General features: G+C 73.6%; 14 protein-coding genes. 6 read left to right on the forward strand and 8 right to left on the reverse strand.

Annotated elements, in window-relative coordinates; translation table 11 throughout:
* The first annotated feature begins 41 nt into the window (after positions 1 to 41).
* Both ACA511_RS35490 and ACA511_RS35495 read left to right on the forward strand, forming a co-directional pair.
* Positions 42 to 1,337 carry a salicylate synthase gene (locus tag ACA511_RS35490; RefSeq protein WP_375029091.1) on the forward strand — a complete coding sequence of 432 codons (1,296 nt, stop codon included), beginning with the start codon at positions 42 to 44 and terminating at the stop codon, positions 1,335 to 1,337.
* 111 nt (positions 1,338 to 1,448) lie between these two features.
* On the forward strand, positions 1,449 to 3,257 hold the full coding sequence (locus ACA511_RS35495) for an alkyl/aryl-sulfatase (protein WP_375029092.1): 1,809 nt from the start codon (positions 1,449 to 1,451) through the stop codon (positions 3,255 to 3,257).
* A gap of 289 nt (positions 3,258 to 3,546) precedes the next feature.
* Here the strand turns inward: ACA511_RS35495 and ACA511_RS35500 are convergent, their stop codons facing one another.
* Positions 3,547 to 3,963 carry an SRPBCC domain-containing protein gene (locus ACA511_RS35500; RefSeq protein WP_375029093.1) on the reverse strand — a complete coding sequence of 139 codons (417 nt, stop codon included), beginning with the start codon at positions 3,961 to 3,963 and terminating at the stop codon, positions 3,547 to 3,549.
* A gap of 513 nt (positions 3,964 to 4,476) precedes the next feature.
* On the opposite strand from ACA511_RS35500, the gene ACA511_RS35505 reads away from it, so the two are divergent.
* On the forward strand, positions 4,477 to 5,523 hold the full coding sequence (locus ACA511_RS35505) for a hypothetical protein (protein ID WP_375029094.1): 1,047 nt from the start codon (positions 4,477 to 4,479) through the stop codon (positions 5,521 to 5,523).
* A gap of 63 nt (positions 5,524 to 5,586) precedes the next feature.
* Here ACA511_RS35505 and ACA511_RS35510 read toward each other — a convergent pair whose 3' ends face one another.
* Complete coding sequence (locus ACA511_RS35510; RefSeq protein ID WP_375029095.1) at positions 5,587 to 5,829, reverse strand: hypothetical protein; 243 nt, start codon at positions 5,827 to 5,829, stop codon at positions 5,587 to 5,589.
* A 24-nt stretch (positions 5,830 to 5,853) separates the two neighbouring features.
* Here ACA511_RS35510 and ACA511_RS35515 point away from each other — a divergent pair, with 24 nt between their 5' ends.
* Complete coding sequence (locus ACA511_RS35515) at positions 5,854 to 6,048, forward strand: DUF418 domain-containing protein (RefSeq protein ID WP_375029096.1); 195 nt, start codon at positions 5,854 to 5,856, stop codon at positions 6,046 to 6,048.
* 155 nt (positions 6,049 to 6,203) lie between these two features.
* Positions 6,204 to 7,400: an RDD family protein gene (locus ACA511_RS35520; protein ID WP_375029097.1), complete on the forward strand. Its 1,197-nt coding sequence runs from the start codon at positions 6,204 to 6,206 to the stop codon at positions 7,398 to 7,400.
* A 182-nt stretch (positions 7,401 to 7,582) separates the two neighbouring features.
* Here the strand turns inward: ACA511_RS35520 and ACA511_RS35525 are convergent, their stop codons facing one another.
* Both ACA511_RS35525 and panD read right to left on the reverse strand, forming a co-directional pair.
* The gene (locus ACA511_RS35525) at positions 7,583 to 9,172 is read right to left on the reverse strand and encodes a (2,3-dihydroxybenzoyl)adenylate synthase (RefSeq protein WP_375029098.1); all 1,590 of its coding nucleotides are present in this window, start codon (positions 9,170 to 9,172) and stop codon (positions 7,583 to 7,585) included.
* A 7-nt stretch (positions 9,173 to 9,179) separates the two neighbouring features.
* Positions 9,180 to 9,581, reverse strand: coding sequence for an aspartate 1-decarboxylase (panD, locus tag ACA511_RS35530; RefSeq protein ID WP_375029099.1), 402 nt, complete (start codon positions 9,579 to 9,581; stop codon positions 9,180 to 9,182).
* A gap of 77 nt (positions 9,582 to 9,658) precedes the next feature.
* Between panD and entS the strand changes: the two genes are divergently transcribed.
* Entirely contained in the window at positions 9,659 to 10,918 is a 1,260-nt protein-coding gene (gene entS / locus ACA511_RS35535; RefSeq protein ID WP_375029100.1) for an enterobactin transporter EntS, read from the forward strand.
* Positions 10,919 to 10,938: 20 nt separating this feature from the next.
* Here the strand turns inward: entS and ACA511_RS35540 are convergent, their stop codons facing one another.
* Genes ACA511_RS35540 through ACA511_RS35555 form a run of 4 tightly spaced genes read right to left on the reverse strand, consistent with a single transcriptional unit; the run spans position 10,939 to position 17,277 of the window.
* Complete coding sequence (locus tag ACA511_RS35540; RefSeq protein WP_375029101.1) at positions 10,939 to 14,364, reverse strand: amino acid adenylation domain-containing protein; 3,426 nt, start codon at positions 14,362 to 14,364, stop codon at positions 10,939 to 10,941.
* 35 nt (positions 14,365 to 14,399) lie between these two features.
* Complete coding sequence (locus tag ACA511_RS35545) at positions 14,400 to 15,215, reverse strand: ABC transporter ATP-binding protein (RefSeq protein ID WP_375029102.1); 816 nt, start codon at positions 15,213 to 15,215, stop codon at positions 14,400 to 14,402.
* The gene (locus ACA511_RS35550; RefSeq protein ID WP_375029103.1) at positions 15,212 to 16,237 is read right to left on the reverse strand and encodes a FecCD family ABC transporter permease; all 1,026 of its coding nucleotides are present in this window, start codon (positions 16,235 to 16,237) and stop codon (positions 15,212 to 15,214) included. Before ACA511_RS35550 ends, ACA511_RS35545 begins: the two co-directional genes overlap by 4 nt.
* Positions 16,234 to 17,277 (reverse strand): FecCD family ABC transporter permease, encoded by a 1,044-nt coding sequence (locus ACA511_RS35555; protein WP_375029104.1) that lies wholly within the window; start codon positions 17,275 to 17,277, stop codon positions 16,234 to 16,236. The genes ACA511_RS35550 and ACA511_RS35555 overlap by 4 nt, the downstream gene beginning before the upstream one ends.
* Between the last annotated feature and the right edge of the window lie 13 nt (positions 17,278 to 17,290).

The raw sequence follows: 17,290 nt of genomic DNA on the forward strand, positions 1-17,290 counted from the left end.
CCTAACTTGATCTTCCCGGTCGTGAGAGGGAGTTGGCTGCCTTGTCCATCGGTCTGCGCACTGATGCGGAACCCGCGGAAGTCGTCCTCGAATGCGCCGCGGAGCCGCTCGACGCCATGGCCCGGCTGGCCGGTTCCGGCCTGTTCGGCGACTACGTCGTGTACGAGCGCCCCGGCTCCTGGACGTTCGCGGGCGGAGTGCTCGGCGAGATCGTCCTCGACGGCGGCACCGTCCGCGCCCGCTGGCCGGGGCTTCCCCCGTCCGCCCGCCCGTGGGCGGGCCGTCCGGCCGACGCGCTCCGGGACGCGTTCGCGGACGCGCCGATGCCCGCCTGGAACGCCTACGGCTGGATCGCGTTCGAGTTCGCCGCGCCCCGCCCCGCCGGCCGCCTCGCGCACCTGATCGTCCCGCGCACCGAGGTCCGGATCGCGGACGGCCGCGCCCACGTCACCGGCCCCGGCGCCGCACGGGTCGCCGGGCTGCTCGCGGGCCCCGCCCCCGCCGCCGGCGCCCCCTCCCCCGTCGACGTCCGGGTCGGCGGCGACGCCTACCGCGCCAAGGTCGCCGAGGCCGTCGCCGAGATCCGCGCGGGCCGCTACCAGAAGGTCATCGTGTCCCGCCGCCTGGACATCCCGCACCCCGTCGACGTCGTCGCGACCTACGCGCGCGGGCGCGAGGCCAACACCCCCGCGCGCTCGTTCCTCCTGGACCTGGGCGGCTTCCAGGCGACCGGCTTCAGCCCCGAGGTCCTCGCCACCGTGGACCCGGACGGCCGCGTCATGACCCAGCCGCTCGCGGGCACCCGCGCGCTCGGGGCCGGCGCCGAGACCGACGCCCGCACCCGCCGCGAGCTGGAGAACGACCCGAAGGAGGTCTTCGAGCACGCCGTCTCCGTCCGCACCTCGCTGGAGGAGCTGCACCGCGTCTGCGAGCCGGGCACCGTCCAGGTCACCGACTTCATGACCGTCAAGGAGCGGGGCAGCGTCCAGCACCTGGGCTCCCGCGCCGCCGGCGTCCTCGCCCCGGGCCGCTCGCCGTGGGACGCCCTGGACGCGCTGTTCCCCGGCGTGACCGCGTCCGGCATCCCGAAGCCCGACGCGATCGAGGCCATCACCCGCCTGGAGGACCGCCGGGGCATGTACTCCGGCGCCGTGGTGGCCGTCTCCCACGACGGCGCCCTCGACTCGGCCCTCGTCCTGCGCGCCCTCTACAGCGAGAGCGGCCGCGCCTGGCTCCGCGCCGGCGCCGGCGTCGTCAGCGCCTCGACCCCCGACCGCGAGTACGAGGAGACCTGCGAGAAGCTCGCCAGCATCGCCCCCCACATCGTCCTCCGCTAACGGCCCCGCGGCGGCCCGTCCATCAGCTCTTGACCGTCCCGTGGCGATGGGCTGGGCGGAAGAAGGGAAGTGTCCGGGCACCTGACGGGGAACGTGATCCGAGGAGAAGCCGTGAGCACTCTGCCGCCGTTCGAGGACCGGACCGATTTCGAGAACGCGGACAGGGGCTTTCTCGGCTCCGCGCCGCAGGCGGAGATCAAGGACGCCTCCGGCCGGGTCGTGTGGGACCTGGACGCCTACGCGTTCCTCGATGCGGCGTGCCCGGAGACGGCGAACCCGAGCCTGTGGCGGCAGTCGCAGCTCACCGCCAAGCACGGCCTCTTCCAGGTGACCGACGGCGTCTACCAGGTCCGCGGCTTCGACCTCTCGAACGTCTCCTTCATCGAAGGCCGCGAGGGCGTCGTCGTGGTGGACCCGCTGCTGTCCACCGAGTGCGCGGCGGCCGCGCTGGCGCTCTACCGGGAGCACCGCGGGGACCGCCCCGTGAGCGCGGTCGTCCACACCCACTCCCATGCCGACCACTTCGGCGGCGTCCGAGGGGTCGTCCCCGACGGCGCGGACATCCCCGTCATCGCTCCGGCGGGGTTCCTGGAGAGCGCCGTGGCGGAGAACGTCTACGCCGGCGCGGCGATGAACCGGCGGGCCGTGTTCATGTACGGGGCGGAGCTGCCCAGGGACGCCGGCGGGCAGATCGGCGCCGGCCTCGGCCCGACGACGTCCACCGGCACCGTCTCGCTGATCGAGCCGACGCTGTCCATCACCGAGACCGGCCAGGAGGAGGTGATCGACGGCGTCCGGTTCGTCTTCCAGCTCACGCCGGGTACCGAGGCGCCCGCGGAGATGAACTTCCTCCTCCCGGACAGGCGCACGCTGTGCATGGCCGAGAACGCCACCCGCAACCTCCACAACGTGCTGACGCTGCGCGGCGCGCTCGTCCGCGACCCGCGCGTGTGGGCTCGCTACCTCACCGAGGCGATCGAGAGGTTCGCCGCCCGTTCCGACGTGCTGTTCGCCTCGCACCACTGGCCGACCTGGGGCACCCGGGAGCTGACCGCCTTCCTGTCCGAGCAGCGGGACCTGTACGCCTACCTGCACGACCAGACGCTGCGGATGCTCAACCAGGGCCGCACCGGCGCCGAGATCGCCGAGATGATCGAGCTTCCGCCCGCGCTGGACCGGGCGTGGCACGCGCGCGGCTACTACGGCTCGGTCTCCCACAACGTCAAGGCCGTCTACCAGCGCTACATGGGCTGGTTCGACGGCAATCCCGCCCATCTGTGGGAACTGCCGCCCGAGGAGTCGGCGAAGAAGCACGTCGAATTCATGGGCGGCGCGCAGAGCGTCCTCCCCAAGGCCAGGGCCGCCTTCGAAGCCGGGGAGACGCGATGGGCCGCGCAGGTCCTCAATTACGTCGTCTTCGCCGATCCGGACCACACCGAGGCCCGCGAACTGCTCGCCCGGGTCTACGACGCGCTCGGGCACGGCAGCGAGAACGGCACCTGGCGCAACTTCTACCTGCAGGGCGCCGCCGAGCTGCGCGGCGGCAGGCGCGCCAACGTCCTCGACAGCTCCTCACCGGACGTCACCATGGCCCTCAGCGTCGAGCAGGTCTTCGACTCCCTCGCCATCCGCGTCAACGGCCCGCGCGCCTGGGACGCCCGCCTGACCATCGACTGGAACTTCACCGACCTCAAGGAAGAAGTCAGGCTCAGCCTCGCCAACGGCGTCCTCACCCAGACCCGCGCCCACGACGGCGCCCCCGCCGACCTCGCCCTGACCCTGACGAAACCGCAGCTGCTCCGCATGATCGCCACGCGGAGCCTCGGCGACGTCCAGGCCGACGGCGACCGCCAGGCGCTCACCCTCCTGCTCGGACTCCTCGACGACGTCGACCGCGACTTCGCCATCGTCACCCCGTGACACCCGGTGCTGACGCGGGTGCGGGACCTGCTGGTCCCCACGGCGCGGCGGCGGCCCCCGGAGGAACTCGCCGCCGTCGGATACCGGGAGGTCCCGGACACCGGCAGGAGGCGTCCCCGCGCCGCACTGGTCGTCAGCGGGCTCAGCCTCCTCGTCGTCGTGCCTGATGACCCGGCTGCACGGGGTCGTCCCCGACGGTTCACCTGTGGTCGCGGAGACGACACAGGGCCGCACGGTCAATGCCGGAGAGGTGAGGCCCCGACCTCCGCGGGGGCGTTCAGGTGCGGGTTCAGGCGGCGCCCAGGAAGGCGGTCAGGCCGTCCAGGAGCATGTTGCTGCCCTGCTCGGACTGGTCGCGCTCCTCGGCGCTGTCGAACGTCTGCGAAAGGGTGACCTTGGTGCGGTCGCCGTCGGCCGCCAGGGCGAGGGTCATCAGGACGGGCTCGTCGCGGCCGGGGACGTCCATCCCCATGACCAGGCGCTCGTTCGGCACGACCTCGGTGTAGGCGCCGGTCAGGGGGACGCGGGCGCCGCCCGGGATGACCATGACCGAACTCCAGGCGCCGCCGGGGCGGACGTCCAGGGCGACGTCCTCGGCACTGGCCCACTTGCCGTAGTTGTCGGCGTTGGTCCAGGCGTCCCAGACCTTCCCGACCGGGGCGTCCAGCGTGCGGGTGATGGCGTAGTCGAAACCGGTGCCGCTCATGACATGCCTCCTCGTCCGATCCCGCGAGTGCGGGATCAACTGGGATCCAACATATAGTAACGATCCATGACAGTCAAGAAGCGTGACTATCTTGGACTCTCGTCCGGCCGGCCCGAGTCGACGCCCGGACGGCGCGCCCGTCGGGCGACGCCCGCGAAAGGCGGCGATTGGCTCTGATTCACCGCGTCATCACGAGCGCGGCACCACCGACGCGGAAACAGAAGTGCGGTTGTCCTGTGGCCCTATGATGTAGATCACAAAAATGGCGCGCCAAGACGACTTCCCGCTCATTGATCATCGCCTTATCTTTAGCGGACTTTATCTTGCGAAGTCGAAGCGCGTGGTCCGATCAGCGTGGACCGTCGTTCCGTCGTCGGCCGCTGACGGAAAGTGTCGGTGCACCAGGAATCCTGGAGTAACGGCCCTGGCGGTCGGCCGGAACCGCCACCCACGGCACAGGGCGCTCGCGCGGGACGTCGCAATAATCGAGACAGATGAGGTTGGTCTCCGGATATGAAGAATGCGGTGTCCGTCGTCGCGTGCGGTGGAATGCTGGCCGCGGCGTTGGCCGCGTCCCCCGTTCAGGCGGAAGAGGTGCAGATTCCGCAGCGGATCGTGGTCGATCCGGTGGCGGTGGAGAACTGGGACGCCGACGTCACGGTGAGCGGGCAGGTGCAGCAGGACCGGGGCACCGGATGGGTGGCGGCACCGGCGGGCCTGGTCGTGCATTTCGACAGCCCGGACGGGCAACTCCAGGTGACGGCCACGGTGCAGTCCGGCGGCCGGTTCAGCGCGACGTTCTACCCGGGGCCGGGGAACATCATCGCGCGGGTGGCGGGATACGGGCAGGTCGTCGAGACGTCGGCGCGCGTGCTCGGCTGGATCAGCCGGCTGTACATCGACCACGCGCTGGGCGACCGGGAGACCAACCCGGTCTACCCGCTGCGCGGCAAGACCTTCGAGGTCCGGCGGACGCTGAAGGCGGTGCACGGCGAGACCCTCCCCGGGCGGAAGGTGACGCTGTGGTGGGCGCCCAAGGGCACCTCCGGCTACCCGAAGACGGGCTGGAAGCAGGTCGGCTCGGCCTACACCGACGCCGGCGGTCGGGTGAAGATCCGGGCCACCGCGTGGACGAAGGGATGGCTGCGCACCAGCTACGCCGGTGACGCCACCTACACCGAGGTCGACTCGGGCTACCCGTTCTACGTCTACCACCCGACGGCGATCACGAGTTTCAACGCGTCCCCGGAGCCGGCGCGCAAGGGCCAGTATCTGACGGTCAAGGGCCGCCTGACGCGCTGGACGTCGTCGAGCGGCTGGCAGCCGGTCAAGGACAAGTGGATCTTCGCCCAGTACCGGCTCAAGGGGCAGAGCAACTGGCGGACGCCGTCCTGCACCAACGGCGGCGACGCGACCAGTTCGACCGGCTGGTTCCAGATGAAGTGCAAGACCCCGGCTGACGCCACCTGGATGGCCTACTACCTCAACCCCTACGCCTCCCCCGAGTCGGGCAAGACCGACTTCCCGGCCCGGGCCACCGACTACGTCGACGTCCGGTAGCCGGCAAGAGCACCGGCGGGGCCCGGCGAGGTGTCAAATGCCCCACGCTGAGAGGAGCTCCGCTCAATAGGCCGGCATGGAGAATCGGTGCGGCTCGGCGAGCACCTGCGCGGCGTGGTCGAGGTCGGCGAGACGGGCAGCCAAGGTCGCCTCGGCCAGATGGCGGGGCAGGGCCGCGGAGAACTTGAGCCCGTGCACGGCGCGGTCGTCCACCGCGGGTAGGACGAGTCGGTCCGCCAGCGCGTCGACGGCAGAGCGCCAGCCGCCGCCACGCTGCTGATCCTGGCGGCCGATCACGTGCTGCATATCGGGAGCGAAACCGATTACAGAATGGCCCTCTCCGTCGGTGCCGGAGTCTTCGCCATCGAAATGGCCTTCAGCCTGCTGTGGCTACGCCGAGCCCGATACGGCCCCCTGGAATGGCTCTGGCGCTGCCTGACCTGGTGGAGGCTGGTACCGAACTGGTCACACCAGGGCCAGCGTTCCCGCACCGTGCGTGTTCGTGAGTTCGTTTTGGTCCAATGAGAAGTGTGGCGGGTGGTCGGTGGTTCCGCGATCTGGTCTCGGGGGCGACTGACCTCGTCGGCCCGGGCGGGGGCGCTGGCCGATTCCTGCCTTGCGGGATGTGATCCGCCGTCCGTCGGACCGGCGAGGGGGTCGCTGTGCTTGCATATGCCGTTATGACGGCTCCCGTGTATGTCCCCGCAGGTACTCCTGCGGAGCAGCAGGTCTCCGGCGATGGTGACGTCGTGCGCGTGTTGGCGAGTACGAGGCAGCGTGTTGCGGCTCGCGCCGTCGACTTCCTTGCGGCCTTCCTGGTGGTCATGGGGGCCGTGTCACCGATCTACGGCTTCGTCCTGCTGTCCGAGGGCTCCTCCTCTGCTTCGGCGGTCCCCTGGGTGACGGTTGCGGCCCTGCTCTTCGGCGTGGCCGGTCCGGTGCTGCTGCGGGTGGGGACGATCGCGCGGTGGAGGTGCACTGCCGGGCAGCGGGTCGCCGGGATCCGGGTGGTGCGCGAGGAGGACGGGATCCGGCCGCCGGGCTGGCGCCGGTCCTTCCGGCGGTACACGGTGCCCCAGTCGACCTCGTCGTTCGCGCTGATCACCGACCCTTCGGAGCACAGGAAGGACGAGCGGCTGGGGCAATGCCAGCACGACCGCCGCGCCAGGACGGTGGTCGTCCAGGCTCAGGCGCCGGCGGCCGCGGAGACCGGCGGGCTGGCGGTGCTTGGATCTTCCGGTTCCGCGTCGTCCGCGCACGTGCGGCGCTGGGAGGCGCGTGAGCGCAGGCGGCGCATCGTGCTGGGCTCCGTCCTGGGGGTTCTCGGGGCGGCCGTTCTGGTCGCGCCGACCACTCTGGCGCTCCTGGCCGCGGAACCGTCCTCGGCCGGGGAGCCGGCGTTCGAGGTCAACACCTTCTACGACGACGATGTCCACTTCGAGAACGCCTTCGGGGGACGTTCGGAGATCTACGAGCGCACGGCGGCCAAGGTCCTGGACGGCGAGGCGGGCTGCCTCGCGGGCGCGACCACCGAGGTGGCCCGCAGCGCCCTGCACCAGGCCGGGTGCGAGGGCCGGATCGAGATCGCGTTCAAGACCGCGGACGGCGTGCTGGTGAGCAGCCACGTCCTCGAATTCCCCGACGCGGTTTCCGCGAAGAACGCGGAGCGGCATGTGCGGGCCGGCGATCTGCGTTTCGTTCCGGGCGGCCCGATCGATCCTCCAGGAGGGGCCCGGGTCGGAGATGACGGCAGCCAGGACCGCTACCTGGTCGTCACGACCGCGGTCTCCCCGGCTCAGCCGGATGCCGCCGCGAGGGCGAAGAACGCCTTCCGCTTCATCCACGTCCCGACCCTCAACGTCATCCTCTGGCTCTGACGGACGGCCCGGCGGACGGGGCGACGGGCGCGAGGAAGCGGTCGAGGTCGGAGGCGCTTGAGATCATCGCGCCCGCGGCTCCGGCGCGCGACCGTGTCGTGCAGCCCGAGCGGGACGATGACGCGTCGGCGGACCTCACGGGGAGCGGATAGGCGGATAGTGCCGGATACCGAACGGGTCGGTCAGTGGACGCGGGCGGCGAGGGCCTTTTTGCTGACCTTGCCCACGGGGGTCCTGGGGAAGGTGTCTGCGGTCTCCAGGCGGTCGGGGAATTTGTAGGCGGCCACGCCTCGGATGCGCAGGAACTCCTTGATTTCGCGCAGGCCGGGGGTCTTCTCGCCTTCTCTGATGATGAGGAACGCGCAGGTCCGCTCGCCCATCATCGCGTCGGGGATCCCCACCACGGCGGCGTCGTGGACGGCGGGGTGCGCCAGGAGGTGGTTCTCCAGTTCCTCGGCGGAGATCTTGTCGCCGCCTCGGTTGATCTGGTCCTTCGCGCGGCCTTCGACGATCAGGTGGCCGGACGGGAGGCGGCGGACGAGGTCGCCCGTGCGGTAGAAGCCGTCCGGGGTGAAGGAGCGGGCGTTGTGCTCCGGGGCGCGGTAGTAGCCGCGCAGGGTGTACGGGCCCCGGGTCAGGAGTTCGCCGACTTCGCCGGGGCCCGCCTGCCCGCCGTCCTCGTCGACGACGCGTATCTCGTCGGACGGGGAGAGGGGGCGGCCCTGGGTCTGCTCGATGAGGTGGGCGGGGTCGTCCAGGCGGGTGTAGTTGAGGAGGCCCTCGGCCATGCCGAAGACCTGCTGGACCTGGCAGCCGAGCACGCCCGGGACCTCGGCGGCGCGTTCGGCGGCGAACTTGGCGCCGCCCACCTGGAGGAGTTCGAGGGAGGAGATGTCCTCGTCCTGCCAGGTCACGGCGTCCAGCCAGAGGAGGGCGATCGGGGGGACCACCGCGCAGACGGTCGCGCGTTCGCGTTCGATGAGGGGGAACGCCTCGTCCGGCGAGCCGGAGGGGGCCAGGACGACCGTGCCGCCGGTCGCGAAGACGCCCAGGATCCCCGGGCAGGCGAGGGCGAAGTTGTGCGCGGCGGGCAGGACGACCAGGTAGACGGTCGAGGACGTGAAGCCGCAGACCTCGGCGCTGGCCTCCAGGTTGTAGACGTAGTCGCGGTGCGTCCGGGGGATGAGCTTCGGCAGGCCCGTCGTCCCGCCGGAGAGAAGGAAGACCCCGATGTCGGACGGGCTCGGGGCCGGCGCCTCGACGGGGTCGGCGCCGACGGACGCCAGGGCCGTGAACTCCTCCGCGTCGCCGTCCACGATCACGTGGTCCACCGGGAGGGTGCGGGCCATCGCGCGGTAGTCGAAGTCGCCGTCGCGGTCGGCGCAGATGTAGGCGCGGGCCCCGGACAGCTCGCACAGGTAGCGGATCTCGCTCTCGCGGTGCGCGGGGAGGGCGAGGACGGGGGCGGCGCCGATGCGGACGAGGGCGAGGAACGCGACGACGAAGGCCGCGGTGTTGGGGAGCTGGACGACCGCGCGGTCGCCGCGCCGGACGCCGAGGTCCAGGAGGCCGGCGGCCATGCGGGCGGCGCGGATGTCCAGCTCGGCGTAGGTGAGGCGGTCGGCGCCGGCGATCAGGGCGGTCCGGGAGGGGGCGCCGCGCAGGACGTCGCCCAGGAGGCGGTCGGTCCAGTGGCCCGCGGCCTTGTAGCGGGCTTCGAGGTCGTCCGGCCAGGGGGTGAAGCCGTCCATGCTCAGGGGGCGGGTGCTCATCGAGCGGTCACCGCCCGGCCAGCTGGGCCGGAGCGCCCGGGACGGGCTCCGACAAGTCGGAGCCGAGCGCGACGATGCGGTTGGCAGCGTCCACGTGCACCACGCGGGGCTCGTGCCGGGACGGGTCGTCCACCAGCGCGTAGGTGATGACGATGACCATGTCGCCGGGCTGCACCTGGCGGGCGGCGGCGCCGTTGACGCCGATGACTCCGGTGCCGGCCTCGCCGGTGATGGCGTAGGTGACGAGGCGGGCGCCGTTGGTGATGTCGACGACGTGGACCTGCTCGCCCTCGACGATGTCGGCCGCGGCCATGAGGTCCGCGTCGATCGTCAGGGAGCCCACGTAGTGCAGATCCGCCTGGGTGACGGTCGCGCGGTGGATCTTTCCGTTCATCAGCGTCCGCTGCACGGGTTCGTCCTCTTCTCCACGATCAACTAAGGCTAGGCTAACCTTAACTATTCGACCGGCAGAGGAGAACCCCGAGGATGCTCCGGCGACTGGCGATCCGGCGGCTCGCGATGGACATCGGCCCCCTCCGCGACAGCAGGCCGTTCCGCGACGTGTTCATCGCCCGGACCGTGTCGGTCTTCGGGATCGGGATGCTGGCGGTCGCCCTCCCCGTGCAGGTCTACGACCTGACGGGGTCGACCGCGCAGGTCGGCGGGGTCGCGGCGGCGGAGGGGTTCGCGCTGCTCGCCGGGTTCCTGTGGGGCGGCGTGCTCGCCGACCGGCACGACCGGCGGCGGCTCATGCTGCGGGCGCGGGCGGTGGCGGGCGCCGGGTTCGCGCTGCTGGCGCTGAACGCGTTCCTGCCGTCCCCGTCGCTCGCCGCGCTGTACGTGCTGGCGGCGTGGGACGGGCTGGCGACCGGCGTCAGCGTCACCGCCCTGCTGGCCGCGACCCCCGCCCTCGTGCAGCCGGACAAGCTGGTCGCGGCCGGGGCGCTGAACGCGCTGACCGTCCGGCTCGGGTCGATGGCGTCGCCCGCGCTCGGCGGGCTCGTCGTGTCGGCGTTCGGCGTCGGCTGGAACTACGCGGCGGCGGCGGCCGGGACGATCGGCACGATCGGGCTGCTGACGCGCCTGCCGCCCCTCAGGCCCGCCGGGGAGGAGCCCGAGGCGAACCCGCTGAGGGCCGTCGGGGACGGGTTCCGGTTCGTCGCGTCCCACCGGGTCGTCGGGTCGCTGATGCTCCTCGGGCTGCTGTTCATGGTCGCGGGCGGCATCCCCGTGCTGATGCCCGCGTTCGCGACCCGGAGCCTGGACGGCGGCGCCGCCACGGTCGGGCTGCTGTTCGCGGCGCCGGCGTGCGGGGCGGTGCTCGCGTCCGTCACGAGCGGCTGGGCCGGGACGGCGCGGGCCCCCGGGCTGGCGCTGCTCGTCGCGTCCGTCACCGGGTTCGCGGCGCTCGCCTGCCTGGGATTGGCCCGCCATCCGGCGCTCGCGGTGGGGATCCTGTTCGTGTACGGGTTCGTCGAGTCGGTCGAGGAGATCCTCCGGTACGGGCTGATCCAGTCGCATACGCCCGACTCGCATCTGGGGCGCGTCAACGCGCTCTGGGCCGCGCAGGAGACGGGAGGCGGCGCGATCGGATCGCTGGGGGCCGGGGCCCTCGGCCGGTATCTCGCGCCGGGCGCCGCCATCGTCGTCTACGGGACGGTCAGCGCCGTCCTCGCGCTCGCCCTCGCGCTGACCCTCACCGGGCTCCGGACGGCCACGATGCGCCCGGAGCCCGAACCCGGCTGACCGGGTCCGAACCCGGGCGATCAACCCAGCCGGGCGGTGAGCTCCTCCTCGGTCATCGCCTCGACCTGGAGCCGGATGGCGGCGACGGCCTCCAGGCGTCCCGGCGTCTCCTCCAGTTCGGTGAAGCGGCGGCAGACGCGCGCGACGGTCCGCTCGGCGAACAGCACCCGGACGGGCAGCGCGGTCGTGTCGAGCGCCTCGCGCAGCCGCGCGATCACCGTTGTCGCGAGGACGGAGTCGCCGCCGAGGGCGAAGAAGTCGGCGTCCGCGCCGACGCGGTCCTCCCCCAGCACCTCGGCGACGATCCGGGCCAGCACCCTCTCCAGCGACGTCGACGGCTCGGCGTGGGACTCCTCGCCCTTCTCCGCGGCGGCGAGGGCCGTGAGGGCCTTGCGGTCGACCTTGCCGTTCGCGGTGAGGGGCAGCTCGTCCACGCGGACGAGCAGCTCCGGGACCATGTGCGGCGGCAGCAGGTCGCGGGCGTGGGCCGAGACCGCGTCGAGGTCGCCGGACGCCACGACGGCTGCGGCCAGGCGCCCCCCGGCCAGCAGCGCGACGGCGCGTCCCACGGCGGGATGGTCCTGCAGCGCGGCCTCGACCTCGCCCAGCTCGATCCGGAAACCGCGCACCTTGACCTGGTGGTCGCGGCGGCCGAGGAATTCGAGGGCGCCGTCCGGGCGGTAGCGGGCCAGGTCGCCCGTCCGGTACCAGCGGACGCCCTCGTGCACGACGAACCGGTCCGCGGTGCGCGCCGGGTCGCCCGCGTAGCCGTCGGCGACCCCGGCGCCGCCGATCCACAGCTCGCCCGTCACCCAGTCGGGACGGTCGCGGCCCAGCTCGTCCACGACCCGGCACGCGACCCCGCGCAGCGGCACCCCGTACGGGACGGCGTGCCAGTCGGGCGGCGCCTCGCCCGCGACCTCCTGCACCGTGGAGTGGATCGCCGTCTCCGTCGTCCCGCCCAGCGCGGCGAACCGGCATCCGGGCGCGCGCTCCGCCAGCAGCGCGGGCAGGTGGGCACCCACCCAGTCGCCGCCCACCAGGACGAGCCGCAAGCCCTCCGGGCGGCCGGCGCGCAGCAGCATCTCCAGCACGGACGGGACGCAGTTCAGGACGGTCACCGACCGGCGGCGCACCAGCTCGGCCCAGCGCGCGGCGTCGCGCCGCTCGTCCTCGTCCGGCAGGACGACCGCGCCGCCCGCCGTCCAGGGCGCGAACAGGTCGAACACCGACAGGTCGAAGTCGAGCGCCGACACCGCGAGCGTGGCGTCGTCCGCCCCGATCGAGAACCGCTCGACCAGGTCCCCGATGGTGTTCATCGCCGCGCCGTGCGACACCTCGACGCCCTTCGGCTCGCCGGTCGACCCCGACGTGAACAGCACGTACGCCACCTGGTCCGGGCGGACGGCCACCGGTTCCGGCAGCGGCTCGGCATCGGCCGGGCCGCCGGCGGGCACCGCGCCCGCGACGCCGATGCCGATGCCGATCGCGAGTTCACCGGCGCCCGGCCGGGTCCCGGCCGCGTCGGGGACCAGGGACGCGGCGACGCCGGCGCTCGCGCGGATCCTGGCGCGGCGGGCGTCCGGTTGCTCGGGGCCGATCGGGACATACGCGGCGCCGGCCGCGAGCACGCCGAGGGCGGCGGTGACCTGCGCGGGGCTCTTCGGCAGCTCGACCGAGACGCGGTCGCCCGGACGCACACCGCGGGCCGCGAGCGCGGACGCGACGCGCAGGGCGCGGGCGGCCAGCTCGCCGTAGCCGAGGGCGCCGTCGTCGCCCCACCGCAGGGCGGGGGCGTCCGGGCGGCGGCGGGCGTGCACGAAGAACCCCTCGGTCAGCGTGCGCGGCGGCGGTGCGGGGGTCGCGTTCAGCCCGTGCCGGACGCGCAGCTGGGACGCCGGAGCCGCGACGCCGAGCGGCGCCGACCAGTCGGCCCCGGCCGCGCCGAGGCGGGTGACCGCGGACGTGCAGGCGTCGAACATCGCGGCGGCGACGCCGTCCGGGAACGCCGGCACCCGCACGTCCCAGTTCAGCAGCAGTCCGCCGGACACCTCGGTCACCTGCGCGTCCAGCAGCACCTGCGGGCCCTGCGAGATGATCCACTCCGGTTCGCCGAAGTGCTCGCGGACGCGCTCGCCGAACAGCTCCCCCAGGTTCAGCGCGCTCGTGTAGACGATCGGCGCGAGGACCTGCTCACCACGCAGCCGGGACAGGTCTCGCAGCACCTCCAGGCCCGAGTAGTCGCCGTGCGCGCCCGCCGTGTGCAGGTTCGCCTGGACCGCGCGCGCCCGCTCGGCGAACGGGAGGTCCGTCCCGAGGTCGGCCTCCAGCATGATCGAGCCGGTGAAGTCGCCGACGACCGCGTCCACGTCCGGGTGGACGGGCTCGCGGTGGAACAGCGGCAGGTTCAGCAGGAAGCGCGGCGTCGCCGACCAGGCGCCGACGACCTCGGCGAACACCGCCGCGAGCGCCATGGCCGGGGTGACGCCCTCGGCGTGGGCGCGGGCGATGAAGCGGTCCTTGTCCTCGGGCGCGAGCCAGTGGTGCAGGCGCTCGACGCGGTCGCCCGGCTCGGGGACGACGGGCAGCTCGGGCGGGCCCGGCAGGCCGGCGAGGCGTTCGGCCCACCACCGCCGGTCCTGTTCGCGCGCGGAGGCGCGCGGGTCGTCGGCGAGGTAGCGGGCGTAGCCGTACCGGATCGGCGCGAGGGCCTCGCCCTCGTACAGCGCGGCGAGGTCGGCGAGCATGACGCGGTAGCTCATCGCGTCGGCGGCGACCATGTCGACGTCCAGGTGGAGGCGGGCGGTTCCGCCGGGGAGCAGGCTGAGGCGGGCGTCGAAGACGCGGCCGTCCTCGATGGGGAGCCGCTGCTCGGACATCTCGCCCCGGATCCGCGCCAGCTCGGGCCCGGCGTCGTCCAGCGGGCGCAGGTCGTGGACGGTCACGGCCGGTCCGGGACGCTCCGCCAGGATCCGCTGCGTGCCGTCGTCCGACACGGCGACCCGCAGCATGGGGTGCCGCCGGACCAGCCCGCGGACGGCCTCCTCGAACCGGGCCGGGTCGATCGCGCGGCCGTCCAGCTCGACGTACAGGTGCGCGGCGACCGAGCCGAGCGACTGGCCGGAGTCGCGGCCGATCCAGTACGCGTGCTGCATCAGGGCGAGCGGGAACGGCCCGTCGGGCTCGGCGCCGGCCGGTTCCGGCGCGGGCGGCCCGGCCGCCGCCTCCACCTGGCCCTTGCCGGCGAGCAGGTCCCACCATTCGGCCAGCGTCGGGCGCTCGGCCAGCTCGGCGAAGCGGATCTCGATGCCGCGGCGGCGCAGCCGGCCGGTCAGCCGCATGAGCCGGATCGAGTCCATCCCGAGTTCGATGAGGTTGTCGTCGGCCTCCGCGCGCTCGCCCAGCACCTCGGCCAGCGCGGTGTGCAGCTCATCCCAGGTCAGCACGGAACCCCTCTCAAATTAGGTAAGCCTAACCTAATTCAGAGGGTTTTCGCCGTCAACGTCCGGCGCCCGGCCGGGATGATCAGCGGCGTCTCGGTCTCCGGATCCGGGATGACGCGGCACGGCAGCCCGAACACGCGCTCCACCAGGTCGGCCGTCACGATGTCGGCGGGCGCGCCCTCGGCGACCACCTCGCCGCCGCGCATCGCGATCAGGTGCGTGGCGTACCGGCAGGCGTGGTTCAGGTCGTGCAGGACGGCGACGAGCGTGCGCCCCTCCTCGTGCAGCCGCGCGCACAGGTCGAGCACCTCGATCTGGTGCGCGATGTCGAGGAACGTCGTCGGCTCGTCGAGCAGCAGGATGCCGGTCCGCTGCGCCAGGACGAGCGCGAGCCACACCCGCTGGCGCTGCCCGCCGGACAGCTCGTCCACCACCCGGTCCGCGAGGTCGGTGACGCCGACCGCGGCCATCGCCTCCGCGACGGCCGCCTCGTCCTCCCGCGACCACTGGCGCAGCAGGCTCTGGTGCGGGTACCGGCCGCGCGCCACGAGGTCGCCTGCCGTGATGCCCTCCGGGGTGAGCGGCGACTGCGGCAGCAGCCCGAGCCGCCGCGCGAGCCGCTTCGGCGCGAGCGCCGCGATCGGCTCGCCGTCCAGGTGGACGGCGCCCTCGCGGGGGCGCAGCAGCCGGGCGAGGGCGCGCAGCAGCGTCGACTTCCCGCACGCGTTCGGCCCGACGATGACGGTGAACGAGCCGTCCGGTATCTCGACGCCGAGGCCCTCGGCGACGACGCGCTTGTCGTAGGCGAGTGTGAGGTCCTCCGCGCGCAGCCGCGCCGCCCGCAAGTCGGTCACGTCGTCCCCTTCCGTCCCGTGGTGGACAGCAGCCAGGCCAGGTACACGCCGCCGAGGACCCCGGTGACGACGCCCACCGGCACCGCGACCGGCAGGTGGAGCGAGATCAGGTCGCTGCAGGCGAGCAGCGCGGCGCCGGTCAGCGCGGCGGGCAGCAGCTGCGCGCCGGGACGGCGGGTCAGCCGGCGGGCGAGCTGCGGCGCGGCGAGCGCGACGAACGGGACGGGCCCGGCCGCCGCGGTCGCCGCCGCGACGAGGCCCACCCCCGCGGCGGTGAGCAGCGCGCGGGTCCGCTGGACGGGCACGCCGAGCGCGTGCGCGGCGTCGTCGCCCAGCTCGCCCATGCCGAGCGGGCGGGCGAGCAGCAGAGCCGCCGGGACGAGCACGGCCAGCGCGAGCGCGAGCGGGACGGCCTGGTCCCAGTCGCGCCCGTTGAGGCTGCCGGTCAGCCAGAACGCGGCCTCGTAGCCCTCCCGCAGCTCGGCGCGGGTGATGAGGTAGGAGTTCAGCGCCTCCAGCATGGCCGCCGCCGCGACGCCGATCAGCACCAGCCGGACGCCGTGCACGCCGCCGCCGCGCCGGTAGGCGACCAGGTAGACGGCGAGGGCGGTGAGCACCGCGCCCGCCACCGAGCTGACCGTGATCGCGACGGCGCCGCCGCCGAACACGAGGATCTGCAGCAGCGCGCCGGACGCCGAGCCGGTGGTGAAGCCGATCAGGTCGGGGCTGCCGAGCGGGTTGCGGGAGATGCTCTGGAAGATCGCGCCGCTCAGCCCGAGCGCGAGCCCGGCGAGCAGCCCGGTGACGGCGCGCGGCAGCCGCAGCGTCTGGACGATGAACTCGGTGGCGCGGTCGCCCTGCCCGGCGGCGGCGCGCACCACGTCCGGCGGGGAGATCGGGAACTCGCCCGAGCCGACGACGAGGACGGCGGCGCAGGCGGCGACCGCGGCCAGCGCCCCGCACACCGCCGCGGCCCGCGGCTCCCAGCGGAGCGAGACCCCGCCCGCGCGCAGCACCCTCATAGGTCGCGCGTCCTTCCCCGCCGGACCATCACGGCGAACAGCGGCGCCCCGAGGAACGCGGTGACGATGCCGGTCTCCAGCTCGCCGGGCGCGACGACGCGGCCGACGACGTCCGCGCCGAGCAGCAGGACGGGCGCGAGGAGCAGCGAGCACGGCAGGACGATCCGCTGGTCGGGGCCGACGGCCGTCCGGACGATGAAGGGGACGGCGAGCCCGAGGAACCAGATCGGCCCGGCCGCCGCCGTCGCCGACCCGCACAGCAGCACCACCGCGAGCGCGCCGAGCGCCCGCGTCCGGCCGGGGCTGGAGCCGAGGGCGCGGCCCGCGTCGTCGCCCATGGCGAGGGCGTTCAGCGGACGGGCGAGCAGCAGCGCCAGGACCGCCCCCGCGACGACGAACGGGAGGACGCGGTAGAAGACGGCCGTGTCCCGGCCGCCGAGCGAGCCGACCTGCCAGAACCGGAAGCCGTTGAAGGCGCCCGGCGTGAGCAGCATGACGCCGGCCGTCAGCGAGCTGAAGACGGCGTTCAGCGCGGCGCCGGCGAGGACCAGCCGCGCCGGCGACGCGCCGCCCCGTCCCCGCGCGCCGATCAGGTAGACGAGGGCGGCGGCGCCCGCCGCGCCGCCGAACGCCGCCCAGACGTAGCCGAGCACGTCGTCCACGCGGACCGCGGCGAGCACGGCGACGACCGCGAGGGCCGCGCCGCCGTTCACGCCGAGGAGCCCCGGTTCGGCGAGCGGGTTGCGGGTGAGGGCCTGCATCACCGCGCCGGCGAGGCCGAGCGCCACGCCGACGGCGATGCCGAGGAGGGTGCGCGGCAGCCGCAGCTCGTGGACGATCAGGTCCGGCCGGGACGCGCCGTCCGGGGAGAACACGCCGGGCAGCACCCGCCCGAGCGGGACGTCCCCGGCCCCGATCGCGAGGCTCGCCGCGACCGCCAGCAGCAGGGCCGCCGCGAGCCCGCCGAGCAGGAGCGGGCGTGCGGCCCGTCCCCCTTTCACCGAGGGGCGCGGCGGGGCGGTTCGCGCGGGGGACAGCACAAGGTGAGGCTAG

The organism is Actinomadura sp. GTD37 (assembly GCF_041951365.1).
Classification (GTDB): domain Bacteria; phylum Actinomycetota; class Actinomycetes; order Streptosporangiales; family Streptosporangiaceae; genus Spirillospora.